This is a genomic window from Komagataeibacter saccharivorans (genome assembly GCF_004348195.1).
Taxonomy (GTDB): Bacteria; Pseudomonadota; Alphaproteobacteria; order Acetobacterales; family Acetobacteraceae; genus Komagataeibacter; species Komagataeibacter saccharivorans.
On record NZ_CP036404.1, the window covers coordinates 584,806 to 599,463 of the forward strand.

The 14,658-nt window shown below is 61.7% G+C and carries 15 protein-coding genes and 1 other annotated feature; of the genes, 6 read left to right on the forward strand and 9 right to left on the reverse strand.

Features of this window, described 5'->3' with window-relative positions:
- The first annotated feature begins 43 nt into the window (after positions 1-43).
- Entirely contained in the window at positions 44-1,036 is a 993-nt protein-coding gene (locus KSAC_RS02525; protein ID WP_132304015.1) for an LLM class flavin-dependent oxidoreductase, read from the forward strand.
- Positions 1,037-1,045: 9 nt separating this feature from the next.
- Here KSAC_RS02525 and KSAC_RS02530 read toward each other — a convergent pair whose 3' ends face one another.
- The 7 genes from KSAC_RS02530 to KSAC_RS02560 all read right to left on the reverse strand — a co-directional run bounded on the left by KSAC_RS02530 (position 1,046) and on the right by KSAC_RS02560 (position 7,947).
- Positions 1,046-1,987 carry a 2-hydroxyacid dehydrogenase gene (locus tag KSAC_RS02530; RefSeq protein ID WP_132304017.1) on the reverse strand — a complete coding sequence of 314 codons (942 nt, stop codon included), beginning with the start codon at positions 1,985-1,987 and terminating at the stop codon, positions 1,046-1,048.
- Positions 1,988-2,013: 26 nt separating this feature from the next.
- Positions 2,014-2,775, reverse strand: coding sequence for a 2-keto-4-pentenoate hydratase (locus KSAC_RS02535; RefSeq protein ID WP_207918744.1), 762 nt, complete (start codon positions 2,773-2,775; stop codon positions 2,014-2,016).
- Between the two features lie 116 nt (positions 2,776-2,891).
- On the reverse strand, positions 2,892-3,836 hold the full coding sequence (locus KSAC_RS02540; protein WP_132304021.1) for a nucleoside hydrolase: 945 nt from the start codon (positions 3,834-3,836) through the stop codon (positions 2,892-2,894).
- A 26-nt stretch (positions 3,837-3,862) separates the two neighbouring features.
- Positions 3,863-5,098, reverse strand: coding sequence for a NupC/NupG family nucleoside CNT transporter (locus tag KSAC_RS02545; protein WP_110547562.1), 1,236 nt, complete (start codon positions 5,096-5,098; stop codon positions 3,863-3,865).
- 102 nt (positions 5,099-5,200) lie between these two features.
- The gene (locus KSAC_RS02550) at positions 5,201-6,256 is read right to left on the reverse strand and encodes an NAD(P)-dependent alcohol dehydrogenase (protein WP_132304023.1); all 1,056 of its coding nucleotides are present in this window, start codon (positions 6,254-6,256) and stop codon (positions 5,201-5,203) included.
- A 136-nt stretch (positions 6,257-6,392) separates the two neighbouring features.
- On the reverse strand, positions 6,393-6,737 hold the full coding sequence (locus tag KSAC_RS02555) for a DUF952 domain-containing protein (RefSeq protein ID WP_102323690.1): 345 nt from the start codon (positions 6,735-6,737) through the stop codon (positions 6,393-6,395).
- 67 nt (positions 6,738-6,804) lie between these two features.
- On the reverse strand, positions 6,805-7,947 hold the full coding sequence (locus tag KSAC_RS02560; protein WP_132304025.1) for an MFS transporter: 1,143 nt from the start codon (positions 7,945-7,947) through the stop codon (positions 6,805-6,807).
- A gap of 159 nt (positions 7,948-8,106) precedes the next feature.
- Positions 8,107-8,307: a sequence feature (23S ribosomal RNA rRNA prediction is too short), on the reverse strand.
- Positions 8,308-8,870: 563 nt separating this feature from the next.
- Here KSAC_RS02560 and KSAC_RS17885 point away from each other — a divergent pair.
- Positions 8,871-9,149, forward strand: a complete 279-nt coding sequence (locus KSAC_RS17885; protein WP_132304027.1) for a hypothetical protein — start codon at positions 8,871-8,873, stop codon at positions 9,147-9,149.
- A gap of 137 nt (positions 9,150-9,286) precedes the next feature.
- On the opposite strand, the gene KSAC_RS17210 is transcribed toward KSAC_RS17885, so the two are convergent.
- The gene (locus KSAC_RS17210; RefSeq protein ID WP_165927275.1) at positions 9,287-9,448 is read right to left on the reverse strand and encodes a hypothetical protein; all 162 of its coding nucleotides are present in this window, start codon (positions 9,446-9,448) and stop codon (positions 9,287-9,289) included.
- A gap of 372 nt (positions 9,449-9,820) precedes the next feature.
- On the reverse strand, positions 9,821-10,504 hold the full coding sequence (locus tag KSAC_RS02570) for a sulfotransferase family 2 domain-containing protein (RefSeq protein ID WP_132304029.1): 684 nt from the start codon (positions 10,502-10,504) through the stop codon (positions 9,821-9,823).
- A 943-nt stretch (positions 10,505-11,447) separates the two neighbouring features.
- Here KSAC_RS02570 and exbB point away from each other — a divergent pair.
- The 4 genes from exbB to KSAC_RS02590 all read left to right on the forward strand — a co-directional run bounded on the left by exbB (position 11,448) and on the right by KSAC_RS02590 (position 14,635).
- Positions 11,448-12,158 carry a tonB-system energizer ExbB gene (exbB, locus tag KSAC_RS02575; protein WP_102324216.1) on the forward strand — a complete coding sequence of 237 codons (711 nt, stop codon included), beginning with the start codon at positions 11,448-11,450 and terminating at the stop codon, positions 12,156-12,158.
- An 8-nt stretch (positions 12,159-12,166) separates the two neighbouring features.
- A complete protein-coding gene (gene exbD, locus KSAC_RS02580) occupies positions 12,167-12,655 on the forward strand; it encodes a TonB system transport protein ExbD (RefSeq protein ID WP_102323687.1) in 489 nt (162 codons plus the stop codon).
- The gene (locus tag KSAC_RS02585) at positions 12,652-13,530 is read left to right on the forward strand and encodes an energy transducer TonB family protein (RefSeq protein WP_243705273.1); all 879 of its coding nucleotides are present in this window, start codon (positions 12,652-12,654) and stop codon (positions 13,528-13,530) included. The genes exbD and KSAC_RS02585 overlap by 4 nt, the downstream gene beginning before the upstream one ends.
- Before the next feature lie 280 nt (positions 13,531-13,810).
- A complete protein-coding gene (locus KSAC_RS02590) occupies positions 13,811-14,635 on the forward strand; it encodes an urease accessory protein UreD (protein WP_243705274.1) in 825 nt (274 codons plus the stop codon).
- Positions 14,636-14,658: the final 23 nt, after the last annotated feature.

Below are 14,658 nucleotides of genomic sequence, written 5' to 3' on the forward strand. Positions count from 1 at the left end.
CCCGCGCACCCACTCCGTCCTGCCATGCTGAAGGAGACCCTGCGTGATTCCATTTTCGGTTCTTGACCTCTCCCTCATCACACGCGGATCAGGCGTGGCTGATGCGCTGCGCAACACGTGCGATCTGGCGCAACTGGCGGACGGGCTGGGTTTTCATCGCTACTGGCTGGCGGAACACCATGCCCTGCCGGGCATTGCTTCCGCCGCGACAGGTATCCTGATCGGACAGGTCGCGGCCGCGACACGGCGCATCCGCGTGGGGGCAGGCGGCATCATGCTGCCCAACCATTCCCCCCTTATGGTGGCCGAGCAGTTCGGCACGCTGGAAACGCTTTTTCCAGGTCGCATCGACCTTGGGCTGGGCCGTGCGCCGGGGGCGGACCAGCGCACGGCGCGCGCCCTGCGCCGCGACCCGCACGCACCGGACCGCTTTGCGGAAGATGTGGTTGAACTGCTGCATTACTTCGAACCCATGGACGAAAATGACACCCATCGGGTCCGTGCCATACCGGGGGCGGGACTGCGCGTGCCGGTATGGCTGCTGGGATCGTCGCTTTTTTCCGCCGTTCTGGCGGCACGTCTGGGCCTGCCCTATGCCTTTGCATCCCATTTCGCGCCCGCGCAGATGGAGGAGGCAATCAGCCTTTACCGCGCACGTTTCGAACCATCGGAACGCTGCCCCCGGCCCCATGTGATGCTGAGCGTGAACATCATCGCAGCCGATGATGCGACCGGGGCACAGCGCCTGGCCACGTCGCTACAGCAATACTTCGTCGCCCTGCGCCGGGGACGGCCCATTGCCTTTCCGCCCCCGCATGACACGCATGAAGCCCTGTGGTCACCTGCCGAACAGGCCATGCTGGACCACGCGCTGGCCTTCACCTTTGCCGGATCGGTGGACACGATTGCACCGTCCCTGCGGGAGTTCGTGACCCGTTACCGGCCTGATGAACTGCTGACCGCCGTACCCCTGTTCGATCACGCGCAGCGCCGTCATTCGCTGGAACTGACGGCGGCGCTGCGATCCGCGCTGTAGGCTGGCCCGTCAGATAACGGGTGTAGGCAGGGGCTGGCCCGCAAAATAGGCAGCCAGATTGCGCATGACCAGATCACCCATCGCCAGCCGGGTTTCCACCGTTGCGCTGGCGCGGTGGGGTTGCAGCACCGTGCGCGGGCTGGTGCGCAGGGCTTCGGGCACATCGGGTTCATGCTCGAACACATCCAGACCCGCACCGCCAAGCGTTCCCGCCTCCAGCGCACTGCTCAGGGCCTGCTCATCCACCACCGAACCACGGGCTACGTTGATGAGGAACCCGTCCGCCCCCAGTGCATCAAGAACCTGCCGGCTGACCAGATGCCGTGATCCCGCCCCACCGGATGCCGCGACCACCAGAATGCTGCTATCCGCCGCAAGCGCCGCAAGGTCGGGGATAAAACGGTAGCCTTCCAGATTCAGGTCACGCAGGTCGGTATAGGCGACGGGCATGCCAAACGCCCCGGCCCGGCGTGCGATGGCCTGCCCCACATGCCCCATGCCCAGAATGCCCAGCTTCCGCCCCGATACCTTGCGGCCCAGCGTCGGGCCGGGTGCCTTGCCCCATTCCCCCGCACGCACGTAACGATCCCCGGCAGGCAGGCCCCGCAGCAGCGACAGGATCAGCCCCATCGCCATATCCGCCACGTCATCCGTCAGGACGCCGGGGGTGGTCGTAACATGCACTTTCCGCTGCCGGGCCAGATCCAGATTGACGGCGTCGGTCCCGATCCCGTTTATGGCGATCAGCCCAAGGGCGGGCAGGATATCCATGACCGCATCGGGCACGCCCGTCCCGCCGCCGGTCGCAACCGCCCGTATCCGGCCCGCCGCATCCCCCAGTGTCGCGGCCAGCGTTGCGGAAGGGGTATGGCGATGGACCGTATAGGCCGCATCAAGCTGTTGCTCGATTTCCGGCATCATGGGTTCCAGCAGCAGGATTTCAGGCTTCATGGGTCATGCCTTCCAGTAGGGGCCGTTCAGGCCAGATGGGTGCGCACATGGCCGAGGCCGGCAAAGCTGACATCGACATCCGTGCCATGAGCGACAAAGAGAGTACCCATGGTTGACCCCGTTGTGACAATCACATCCCTGCCAATACCGATCCCGCGACGCGATGCGTGGTTGGCCAGCCATACCAGCATGCGCAGCGGATCGCCTGCGGCGTTACCGCCAATCCGGTCCACGCGCACATCGTTATCAATGCGCAGGATCACGCGTTCGGTCTGGGGGACAATGGCGCGCCAGTCGGCCCGGCCCGACCCCACAATCAACGCCCCGTGATTCTGCTGGTCCGCGGCATGCACCAGCGCGGGCTGGGAGGACGGTTTTTCAAAACGGGTATCCAGAATCTCGATAACCGGATGAATGGTGCCGATCGCGTCCAGTACCTCATCGCGCGTCCATTCGCCATCACGGGGTGGAAGGGCACGGGCGAAACGGTAGCCAATTTCGGCTTCCACCCCCAGATACCGGCACAGCGCATGCGGCACGGTCGCGCCATCAGTGAAGATCGTACCGGTATGAATGGGCGCGCAGGCGGGTTCTGCATCCGGGCCGGAAGCGCCAACCTTCCACCCGCCAATCGGCCCCATATGCCGCCCCACCGCATCCTGCACCCTGTAAGCCTGCGCCATGTCCGCCGGGACAAGGCTTTCATCAACCCCCGCAGGTGCCGGCTGGTCGCCGCGACGTATGGCTACGAGCAGGTCAACAAGGGGGGAAGGGGACGAAGACGGCATGAAAGTCATTTTCCTGCGTGAAATGGGAAAGGGCGGATGACAGGTTCCGCAAGATGACACATCCCCCGACGTTGAGCCACGCCACCCACGCGGGATAGACCCGCACCGGCCATGGCTTATGGCAGGCGCGATAGACGGTCCATCAGCAGCGACCACAGGCCATCGCTGTCCACATCACGCAGGAACAGCGCATTGCGTGGCCTGTCCGTTACATGCCACCAGTCCACTGCCGTTGCCCCCTGCATGAGCGGACTGGCGACCTCGACCGCGACATTGACCTCCCGCCCGGTAAACAGGTCCGGGGCCAGTAGCCAGCCGATCGTGCAGGGGTCATGCAGGGGCGCACCGTCCCAGCCATATTTCGCCAGATCGAACCGCCCGGAAAAACCCAGCATTTCCGCCGCCGCCCCGGCGCATCGACCCCGCAACGCGCGCAACTGATCCAGACGCGGTGCCGTGACCAGAAAGCGGTGCGTGACATCCAGCGGCACAAGGGTAAGCGGCATCCGGCTGCGCAGGACGATATCGGCAGCATCAGGGTCCGCGAACATGTTGAATTCGGCGCTGGGGGTAATATTGCCGCATTCCGCATAGGCGCCGCCCATCGACACCACCCGTTCCACCCGCGTTGCGATATCGGGGGCCTTGATGACGGCCATGGCGAGATTGGTCATCGGCCCCAACGTGACGACTGTTACAGTGTGGTCAGGATGGGCGCGGATCGTATCGATCAGGAAATCCACGCCATGCTGCGCTGCGGGGCGCAGGGTCGGCTCGGGCAGGGCGGGGCCATCCATGCCGGTCTGGCCATGCACGTGTTCCGCCGTTACCGGATCGCGCCGGACGGGACGCGCGCAACCGGCATGAACGGGAATGTCCCGCCGCCCGGCCAGTTCCAGTATTTTGCACGCATTGGCCGCCGTCTGCCGTACCGGCACGTTGCCCGCCACGCTGACCAACCCCAGAACATCCAGTTCGGGTGAAGCAAGGGCGAGCATGATGGCGATGGCATCATCCTGCCCCGGGTCCGTATCGATTATGATCCTGCGCCTGTCGGCCATCGTCCTGTTCCGGTAGAAATTAAGCATTACTGAATGATGATACCGGCTATGGCGGCACTCGTCAGGTTCGACAGCATGCCACCCAGCACGGCGCGTGCGCTGCTGCGCGCCACTTCTTCGCGCCGGTCAGGGCACTGGCTGCCAAACGCCGCGACCAGTAACCCGACCGAACTGAGATTGGCAAAACCACACAGCGCGAAGGATGCAATGGCCGCCGCCTGATGGGACAGATGGCCCGCCTGAATGGCGGGGCCGAGCCGGGCGTAGGCGACGAATTCGTTCACCACCACCTTCAGCCCCAGCACCGAACCCACCGCGCCGCATTCACGCCCGCTTACGCCCAGCAGCCACGCAAGCGGCCCGAACACGAAACCCATAAGGTATTCCAGTGACAAGGCGGGGATCCCGACCACGCCACCCGCCGCCTGCAATACACCGTTGACCAGCGCGATCAGGCCGATGCAGGCAACCAGCATGGCCGCGACCGCAAGAGCGGTCCGGGCACCCTTGAGGGCGCCTTCCATCACCGCCTCGAAAAACGCACGGTGATAGGCGCCGCGCGCCGCGTCAATCGAACCCGTCCGGTTTTCCGGCCCACGGGGCGCGAGTATCCTGCCGAACATCAGGCCGCCCGGTATCGCCATGAAGGATGCAGCCACAAGATAATCCGCCGGAATACCCAGCCCCACATACCCCACGAGTGTCGCCCCCGATACCGAGGCAGCGCCACTGCATAGCACGCTGAACAGTTCCGTCCTGTCCATTGCGGCAAGGTAGGGACCAAGGGCCACCGGCAGTTCGCTCTGGCCCACGAAAATGGTGATGACCGCCCCAAAGGATTCCACGGGTGACGTGCCCAGCAGCCGTTGCAGCGCGCGCCCGAAGATGCGCGCGAACGCCTGCATCACCCCGCAATGGTACAGGATTGCGATCAGCGCACTGACATAGACCAGTGATGGCAGTACCTGAAACGCGAAGACATAGCCCCCATCAGGAAACAGGTCGCGCATACGCGGCCCCACAAGGGGACCAAACAGAAAACGCGCCCCCTGATCGCCGTAGGACAGGAGGCGCGTCACCATGGTCGATATGATCCGCAGCGCTGCCTGCCCCATGGGGACACGCAGCACGACAAAGCCTATGGCGACCTGCAGCAGCAGGCATGCCATGACGATGCGGGGGCGGATATGCCTGCGGTCGGTGGAAAATGCGATGCCGATGCATATCAGGACGATAATGCCGATACATCCGCGGATATGCATGAAACAACCTTTGACAGCGCCGGACCTGGCAACAGGTTTTTCTGGCAAGTAGTTGTATCAGCGTAACATCATCCCCCGCCGCGTCAACCGGCGGGGTTGGGATCAGGCCGTTTCGGGCATCGTCGCCATGTCGATGACGAAGCGGTATTTCACGTCCGAACGCAGCATACGGGCGTAGGCGGTCTCGATTTCATCCATGCGGATCATCTCGATATCGGCGGTGATGCCATGCTCGCCACAGAAATCCAGCATCTCCTGCGTTTCGGGGATGCCGCCGATCAGGGAGCCGCTGAAATTGCGACGCTTCATCAGCAGGCTGAAAACCGAAACGGGCAGGGGGGTTTCCGGCGCGCCCACCTGCACCAGCGTACCGTCGCGGCGCAGCAGGTCCAGATAGGTATTGATATCATGATCGGCAGCGACGGCATCAAGAATGAAGTCAAAGCGACCGCGTTCCTTCGCCATGGCTTCCGGGTCTTTGGACAGCACGACTTCATGCGCGCCAAGGCGCAGCCCATCAGCGACCTTGCTGGCGGATGTGGTGAACAGCACCACCTCCGCGCCAAAGGCACGGGCGAATTTCACGCCCATATGGCCAAGTCCACCCAGCCCCACGATCCCCACACGCTGGCCCGGCCCGACCTTCCAGTGGCGCAGGGGGGAATAGGTGGTGATTCCCGCGCACAGCAGGGGGGCGACAGCAGCAGGATCCAGTTTTTCGGGCACCTTCAGCACGAAAGCCTGATCGACCACAATCGCGCGGGAATATCCGCCAAAGGTGATGCCGCGCCCCTGCCGGTCCTCCCCGTTATAGGTGCCGACAAATCCTACCTCGCAATACTGCTCGAACCCCGCACGGCAACTGCTGCATTCCCGACAGGAATCGACCATGCAGCCAACCCCCACCAGTTCGCCCGCGCGGAAGCGGGTGACGGACGGGCCCACGCGTGTCACGCGCCCGACGATTTCATGCCCCGGTACGCAGGGAAAAATGGTGTTGTGCCATTCATTGCGGGCCTGATGCAGATCGGAATGGCAGACACCGCAATACATGATGTCGATCTGCACATCCTCGGGGCCGGGATCGCGGCGGTCCAGCGCGATGGGACCAAGGGACGCATCGGCGGCGGTGGCCGCGTAACCTACGCATGAAAACATGACTGACTCTCCGTTCCTGACATGCCACGCCGGGCGTGCGCCGGGGCATACGATTTCCCTATTGTGAACAGAAGGCCGCCCCTTCTGTCGAGGGGAGGGACAGCACGCTCATGCAGCCGTGATCGCCGCCGGCCCTTCACACCGGCAGTTGCACCTGCCCGTTTGCATCGCGCGTAACGGGGCAGATGGCCACGACCGCGCCCCACGGCAGCACGGCATACAGATGCGGGAAAAGCTGGCCGCCCCGTGCCGGCTCCCACCGCATGGCGGCGGGATCAAGCAGGCCGCAGTCAATGGCCAGCAGCATCAGGTCGCTCTGCCCGCTGAAATGCCGGTCCAGCGTACCGGGGACCTGTGCCCCGGTGGAAAAATGGATGAACCCGTCCGCCAGATCGGCCGGGGAGCCGGAAAAACTTCCCGTACGCTCGAAAATCTCATGTTCGGCGGAGGTCAGGATCTTGTAAACGATGCGGTCAGCCATGGCGCCTTTCCTGATTGCGGGGCCTGAGCAGCCCCTGTTTTCCCGCTACTGGCGGAAGACGGACCTTTCAATGGCCCATCTGGCGGGGAATGGCAAAGCGCCTGCCCATCCGCAGGACAGGCAACGCCAGCAGCGCGAGGACCGTGCTGCCCCCCACCACGGCATAGGCCCCGATGGTGGATAACGCTACACCCCCACACAGCGCGCCCGCGCCAATGCCCATATTGAAGCCGCATACGCAAAAGGAACACGCGGCTTCCCGCTCGTCCGGGGCCAGTTCGATGGCGTAGCTCTGCGGGCTGAGGTTCAGCACGCCCGTAACAATCCCCCACACCGCCATATCGGCCCATACCGCAGCCGGAAACCAGCCCGAAAGCATGAGAAACGCGTGGCTGGCCAACAGCCCCACCACGGCAAACCCGATGGTCCGCCCGGCGGAATAGGGCAGGTTACCGCCCAGCCAGTTGCCCGCAACCCCGGCAACCCCGCATACCAGAAGCAGCAGCGGCAGCAGGGTTTCCGGACTGTGCGGAATGGCCTGCAACAGGGGGACGATGTAGGTATAGGCCGTGAACTGGGCCATCTCCACCAGTGCCGTCAGCACGGCGATATAGCGCAGCCGTGGCTGACGCAGCAGTTGCATGACATCAAGATGCCTGCGCTGCGCAGGAAGCGGCGGCAGCAGCACCATCATGCCCGCCATGACCATAAAGGCCATTACCCCGAAAACGCCAAAGGCCGCACGCCATCCCAGCCATTGCCCGATGGCGGAAGCCAGGGGAATGCCACCGGCAATGGCGACCGCAACACCGCTGAATGCCCATGCCGTAACCCGCGCGACCGGCAGGCCCGGCCCCAGCCGTACCGCCACACCGGCAATGATCGACCAGAAAATGCCATGCCCCAGCGCCAGTATCACCCGCAGCACGGCCATGAGTGCATAATTGGTGACAAACGCGCAGGCGATGTCCACCACCCCGGCAAGGCCCAGCAGACCGACCATGATGACGCGCCGGTCCACGCCGGAGGTCAGCAGCGTAAGCGGTATGGCACCCAGCGCCACCATCCATGCATACCCCGTGACCAGTTGTCCCACACTGCCAGCGGAGACCTGCAACCCCTGTGCAATATCCGTCAGAAGGCCGATGGGCAGGAGTTCGGTCACACCCCACACGAATGCTCCCATGGAGAGCAGGACGATACGCAACATAATCACAGACACCTGACGGGCATGAAGAAGATAGCACATGACCATCTTCCGACAGGCCGTGCGTGGCCGCTTTAGCGTTATCACCGCAGCACGAAAAGGGGATGATGCCCACAATTACGCAAAGACTGGAAAAACACCGGTGGCAGTCCATGCCGCTGGTCAATCCCGACCGCTTCAATGCTGCTCTCGTGACCGAAAATAATGCTGACCTGCATCTCCGATCGAACTGTCACGCACACAGTCAGGCGGGCTTATGCCATTGCACTCGGCAGCCGGTTTCCGGCCAGCCTGAACCCACCATCACGGGCCTCCGTTACACTTTGGCGGCAACCGCCCCAATCAACATGCCTGCTCTATGAATAAAGCCGATCGCCTGCGTTACGGATACCGGGCAGAACGAGGGTTATGCCGTATCCGAGTGCATGTCCGTGCCGATTACGCATCAGATGACATCATCACCCCGACGGGTCTGGAATTACGGAATAATATAATAGTATTATATAAATAAAAATGTTATTATTGTTGCCGTTTCCATTTAAAATAACTTATTTAATGAAATCCGATATATTCCATCATTTGTAGCAGACCGTATTCTTTATACTCGGCCTGTCGACGGTTCGCAGTCCATAGTCCTTTCGGCCCTGTAATCACCCGTGCCTTGTCAGACTGGCCTTTGCCATCCTGCTGAACCGTATCCGGCAGTCAGAAGGGGCAGGGGAGGGAACAGTCCTGAAATGACTTCATGTATATTTCATCTCGAGCGCAGTCGCAGATAAACATCTGAAAAACAGAAGAAAGAACAGCCCCCGATAACCAGATCGCATTGCCAGCGCGCACAAAAAAAAGGGGCACCCTGAACGGGTGCCCCTTTATTCTGGTTTTACAACCGCAGATTACTGCTGGTCCTGATTGCGGTGTTCGCCATGCTCACCGTGCTCACCGTGCTCACCGCCACGCTCGCCGCGGTCGCCGCGGTCGCCACGATCACCACGCTCGTTGCCCTGCGAACGATCGCCGTTATCGCTGTTCTGGTTGTCGCCTTCGCTACGGTTGCCGTGGTGGCCGCCGTGTTCACCATGATGGCCGTGGTGACGGGATTCCGTGTTGTCATCCGCATGCGCCACAACCGGCAGGGACAGACCAAGAGCGGCAGCGAAAAGGAGTGCTTTTTTCATGTAATTAATATCCTCTTAATAAGCTGATTCATCTCAAATCAGTCAGGTTTAGTCTAAAATATCGAACAGAATAAATAAAGTGTTCAGCGACCAACCAATTGTAACGGAATGCATCATGACACACCCGACAAAAACACATGTCAGGTATCCGATTACTGTGCGGGTCAGGGTTCGTCGTAAATAAATCCTTCTTCCGGCATCGCAGATACGCCTTCGTGCGTCCGCACGTAGCCACGTCTGTTTTTCCAGGCATGAATCAGGGCTTCGCGCCATTCTTCATACGGCTCTTTACGGGGTTTGGGGGTGGAATCGGATTTTATGTTCATGATCCGGAAACCTCTGAAAAAGCCCGCAGAAGCACAGGCGTAAATGCCTTACCAAAAACCATCCCCAACGAGTGTGATAATTATATGAAGACAGGAATACCTGAAAAAGACATTGCCCGTTACCGGGTTCTGATCTGCCACTACAGCCATCGGTATTTTTTCCAAAATCCGCTGACCTCGCCCTCCATCCACCTGCCGTGCCCGTGCGTAAACACGTCCTTCGCATGGGCCGGAACGACATCCATGCCCGACAGGAAGAACAGAAGTCATGCAACAATCATCCGGGAATAGGACAGAATTCCCCTACGCCAAGTAAAGTGACAATCACATCAGGACCGGAGCCACTGGTTTTTTTTCGGAAGTGAGGTCTGTTCAGTGCCGGATACGGGCGATGAGATCATAGTCAGCCCGGTAAATCTGCCTGATCCGCTCGATCTGGTCGGGCCGGGGCAGTTCGCCTTTATTGACCGTTCCATTCATCTGCCTGATTGCGACAGGCGTATATCCCGCCACAAAGTCCTGAATGCCCTTCATATCATCCAGCATGAACAGGCGATCGACCGCAATGCGTCCATCCCGGTCAGTCAGGTACCATGTCTGGGGACGGAAAATATGGTCGATTTCATATGTTCGCCGCGCCTGCGCAACAAGATCAAGCGCGTCGTCCAGATCACGTAACGCCATGTAATGCGCCCGGAAGCCCCGGGCCACCTGTCGCGTCTCACCACCGCCCGTCCGCGCGTAGCGACAGGCCGAAAGGAAACGCTGCACCGGGTCGCGCAGAATGGCGAAAGAGGGAAAACGCAGCAGATCAGGCATCCGATGCTGGAAATACCGGACAGTCTCATGCCCGACATCCATGCCATACAATGCACGGGTTATGGATGTTCCGGCATTCTTGGGTATGTGAAGGAAGAATACGCCCCGTTCACGCACCATGGCCGCACGGCGCTGCCGTTTTGGTCCGGGCGGGTAGGGAATTCGCAGCTCCGCCAGCCGTTCATGCACGTCGCTGGACATCTTGACACGAACGACGGGCTGCAAAAGCGTCTGCATGAAAAACGGTTCCGATAGGCAGGCGGGTCACCAAGGACCACGACGCATCATCTGCCACGGAAACGTACGGTGTGTGAATAAAGGAAACGGATTGAAACAGCCCGGACAAAGAACGGCCTCTGCCATGACTGACCGGCCCATTTGCCACAGCTAACCAGACAATGGCGGCTGCCCCAACCAGTCGGACAAGGCCACGACAGGGCAGGGACACCGCACGCGTTTTCCATCGGGCTACGGTCCCGTTTCCATTACGCGGAACCCTTCCGCTGCACGGATAACCTACCGTCCAACTGCATACGACCGCAGGTCGCCCCGAAGGCGGCAGTCAGAGACCGGGGTAGAATGCCAGCCATATCATTTCAAAGGCTTTTCCATCGGAAGAATCCATGATTTCGGGCAGAGCGATGTGCTGGTCCCCGACCCGCTCCATATACATAAACCGGTGGTCTCCCAGCACGCGCCACCACCCATACCGATCGGAATATAGCCTCCCTCCGTAACTGCGCGGCCTGACGGAGGATCGCCCGCCCGGCGCAATGTTCTTGGTTCGGCAAATATCCTGATCCGCACAATGCTCCGCCGCGCGTGCAAAAGCAGGGAAAGCGTTCCGTTTCAGCACCACCGATCTTTCCACCGGCCCGTGCAGCCGACTGGTGCCCCGTAAGGACGCTGACCAGACGCATGCACAGGCGCCACGGGTCATCGTATGGCGTGATGACCGCTATTTCACGGTGAATGGCCTGTTCATTTTCCGCAGTCCTGAAGGATTATGACACAATAAAATGGATGGGTCTTATGCTGAATCATGTTGCGATTAATTATCACATTCATTACTAATTCACCTGCCCATGACACGCCGCGCCCGGCGGCGCTGGTTCTGGTGCCGCACACCGTCTGTCAAGGGAGGTCAGTTGTGACCCCGATTTCTTTCTCCCCGTGGGAGATGTTCCTTAGTGCCGGTCCCGTGGTCCGCTGCGTCATGATCCTGCTGGCGGTGGCCTCGCTGCTGACCTGGACCATCTTCATCGCCAAGTCCGTCGAACTGCTGCGCGTGCGTCTCACACTCCACAAAGCGGAAAAATCGCTGGAGGAGGCCAACACGCTGGATCTGGGCGAAGAATGGACGCGCGGAAATTCGTCCATCGCCCACACGCTGGTCATGGCTGCAGAGACCGAACGCCATCGTTCGCGGGACATTCCTGATGATGGCGAAGGGCTGAAAGAACGCATTGTCCTGCATCTCGAACGGCTGGAAGCTGCCGAAGGGCGCCGCCTTATGCGGGGCACCGGACTGCTTGCCACCATCGGCGCCACGTCGCCCTTCATTGGCCTGTTCGGCACGGTCTGGGGGATCATGACCTCGTTTACCGGCATTGCGGCGAGCAAGGCGACCAGCCTCGCCGTGGTGGCGCCCGGCATTGCGGAGGCACTGCTGGCCACGGCGCTGGGGCTGGTCGCGGCCATTCCGGCTGTGGTGATCTACAACCACCTTGCCCGCCAGACGGCGTCATGCCGCGCGCAGGTGGCTGACCTTACCGCACTGGTCATGCGTCTGGTGTCACGCGATCTGGGCCGCATGCACATGCTGATGGCGCAGGACAATATCGTGCGCCTTGGCGGACAGTCGCACGATGCCCGCGCGGCGGCGGAATAGGGGCGGTCATGGCCATTCGCATCCGTCACGCCGATGAAAACCCGCATGAGGCCAGCGAGATCAACGTCACGCCCTTCATCGACGTGATGCTGGTGCTGCTGGTGATCTTCATGGTCACCGCCCCGCTGACTACGGTAAACGTGCCGGTGGACCTGCCGTCCTCGACCGAAAAGCCGACGCCGCGCCCGGATGATCCGGTATTTCTGACGGTAAAAGCCGATCACGGTCTGGCGCTGGGAGAAGACGACATTTCGACAGATGCGCTGCCCGGCGCGCTGGAAACCGCAACGAAGGGCAACAGGGATGAACGGATCTTCCTGCGCGCTGACAGGACCGTCGATTACGGCACGCTGATGGGGGTGATGGATAAGCTGCGCGCCGCCGGGTACCTCAAGGTCGCCCTGGTCAACCTGCAGGGGCAGGAGGAAGGCAGCGAAGCCGGAACGACTGCGCTGCCGGACGCCAACCGCGCTTCCGCAACAGGCGGCACACCGTGACTATCGCCACCGACACGCCGGACGGGGGAACGCATGGCGCATACCCGATTGAAAGCCCTGCCGTGCCATCCTTTGCCCAGTGGCAACGCAACCGGGCGCGACTGACCCGGCGTACGGACACCATCCGCTGGGGGCTGTCCCTCCTTGCGGTTCTGGCGACCGCTGGTGGGGTCATCGGGTGGGTCATGCACCTGCCGCCTGCGCCGGTGGTCGTGGCGGAACAGGCACCTGCCGCCATTGCCATAGATATGGCCCCCGAACCTGTCTCCATCCCCACCCCGCCGACTGACGCGCCGGTCGGACCGAAGCAGACACTGTCCATACCCGACCCGCAACCCGATCCGCCGCCAAAGATCACGGCGCCCCCTTCGCCCGCACCCAACCCGCCGGTTCCGGTGCCCGCACAAGAACAGCGGAAAATCCCCAGAAAGAAAACCAGACCGACGCTACAGCAAAAGAAACCGGTTCCGGATAAAACACCACCTGCCGACGCGACCACCGCGCCACCTTCGGCCGAAGCGCCGCCCGCACCGACACAGGCAGCACCCGCGCCCGGTTCCTCATCGGCCCATGCCGCACATGATCCGGTTACATGGCAGGGCGCGCTGCTGGCGCAGCTTGAGAAATTCAAGCGTTACCCGTCCGCGGCCATGGCCGACCATCAGGAGGGCGTGCCGACCGTAACCTTCTCCATGGACCGCAAGGGGCACGTGCTGTCGGTCACGCTGGCCCAAAGTTCCGGTCATGCCCTGCTGGATCAGGAAGCACTGGCGTTGCCCAGCCGCGCCCAGCCGCTACCCATCCCGCCGGACAGCGTGGCAGGCGATCCAATTAAACTGACCGTGCCGGTCGAATTCTACCTGCATCAGAACTGACCACGAGGCTGCCCGAAACGTTACGGCCTCGTACAGGTCTGTTCCGGTTTCTCGTGATTCAGACGGCTGATCCGTTCAGCAGCAGCCTGTCCGCCCCCTACGCCCCATCCCTGCTACGGGCAGTAAAATGATGCGAACGGCGTGCGCCATCGGGAAGACACCCTTTCACCAGATATTCTGGCAGGCTCTGGTCGGCTGACCAGAAAAAGTCATTACGCTATAGACCTGTTCTGCGCAGGCGCTAGGATCAGCCCGGTTATGGCAGGATGAAAGTGACCGGGTGACTACGACTCTCCAGCGTGCAAAAGGGCGGTTCGGACTGGAAGTCAGGGCATCAGGCACCCGTACGCGCATGGCCGATCTGGTGCAGGAGGGATGTTGCCGCCTTCTGTTTCCCCGGATTGCGGGGCCGGGGATGGAGACGGCTACCGTCAACATATCGGGCGGGATTGCAGCGGGTGACCGTATCGAAGGCCGTCTGGCCTGCGGGAAGGGAACGGACCTGCTGATGACATCTCAGGCGGCGGAACGGATCTATCGTGCGCGCCCTGATGATGCCCCGGCTGAAATTGCGGTCTCGTGCCAGATTGATGCCAACGCCCGGCTGGAGTGGCTTCCCCATGGCACGATCTTTTTTGATGGCAGCCGCCTGCATCGTCGCATGACGGTAGACATGGCAGGCTCGGCCACCTTCATGTTTCTGGAAAGCCGGATATTCGGGCGCAGGGGTTCGGGCGAGAAGCTGTCGCGGCTGGATGTGCGTGACCGGCTGTCCATCCGGCGGGACGGCAGGCTGTTAGTGGAAGATATGCTGCGGCTGGAAAGTCCGGACGTGTCCACCCTGCTGGCACAACCGGCAGTAGCTGACGGGCAGGGGGGCGTGACGACACTGGTGCTGGTCAGCCCGCAGGCGATGGACCTGCTGCCGGACGTGCGCATGCGGCTGGCGGCCCCCGAATGCGCGGGGTTTGCCGCCTCCGCATGGAATGGCATGCTGGTGGTGCGGGGGCTGGCACAAAGTGGATGGATGCTGGAAGTCGCGGTGCGCAAAATCCTGCCCGTCCTGCGCGATGGCCGGCCCATGCCCGGCACATGGCGGTCATGATGATGGCGCCCGACCGGCGCGCA

Bases quoted from the DNA above. Each gene is read 5' to 3' on its own strand.
- KSAC_RS02530 (WP_132304017.1), bottom strand. From the start codon at position 1,987: ATGAAGCCTGAAATCCTGCTGCTGGAACCCATGATGCCGGAAATCGAG.
- KSAC_RS02540 (WP_132304021.1), bottom strand. From the start codon at position 3,836: ATGGCCGACAGGCGCAGGATCATAATCGATACGGACCCGGGGCAGGAT.
- KSAC_RS02545 (WP_110547562.1), bottom strand. From the start codon at position 5,098: ATGCATATCCGCGGATGTATCGGCATTATCGTCCTGATATGCATCGGC.
- KSAC_RS17885 (WP_132304027.1), top strand. From the start codon at position 8,871: ATGCTCACCGTGCTCACCGTGCTCACCGCCACGCTCGCCGCGGTCGCC.
- KSAC_RS02535 (WP_207918744.1), bottom strand. From the start codon at position 2,775: ATGCCGTCTTCGTCCCCTTCCCCCCTTGTTGACCTGCTCGTAGCCATA.
- KSAC_RS17210 (WP_165927275.1), bottom strand. From the start codon at position 9,448: ATGAACATAAAATCCGATTCCACCCCCAAACCCCGTAAAGAGCCGTAT.
- exbB (WP_102324216.1), top strand. From the start codon at position 11,448: ATGTTCCTTAGTGCCGGTCCCGTGGTCCGCTGCGTCATGATCCTGCTG.
- KSAC_RS02555 (WP_102323690.1), bottom strand. From the start codon at position 6,737: ATGGCTGACCGCATCGTTTACAAGATCCTGACCTCCGCCGAACATGAG.
- KSAC_RS02560 (WP_132304025.1), bottom strand. From the start codon at position 7,947: ATGTTGCGTATCGTCCTGCTCTCCATGGGAGCATTCGTGTGGGGTGTG.
- KSAC_RS02550 (WP_132304023.1), bottom strand. From the start codon at position 6,256: ATGTTTTCATGCGTAGGTTACGCGGCCACCGCCGCCGATGCGTCCCTT.
- KSAC_RS02570 (WP_132304029.1), bottom strand. From the start codon at position 10,504: ATGCAGACGCTTTTGCAGCCCGTCGTTCGTGTCAAGATGTCCAGCGAC.
- exbD (WP_102323687.1), top strand. From the start codon at position 12,167: ATGGCCATTCGCATCCGTCACGCCGATGAAAACCCGCATGAGGCCAGC.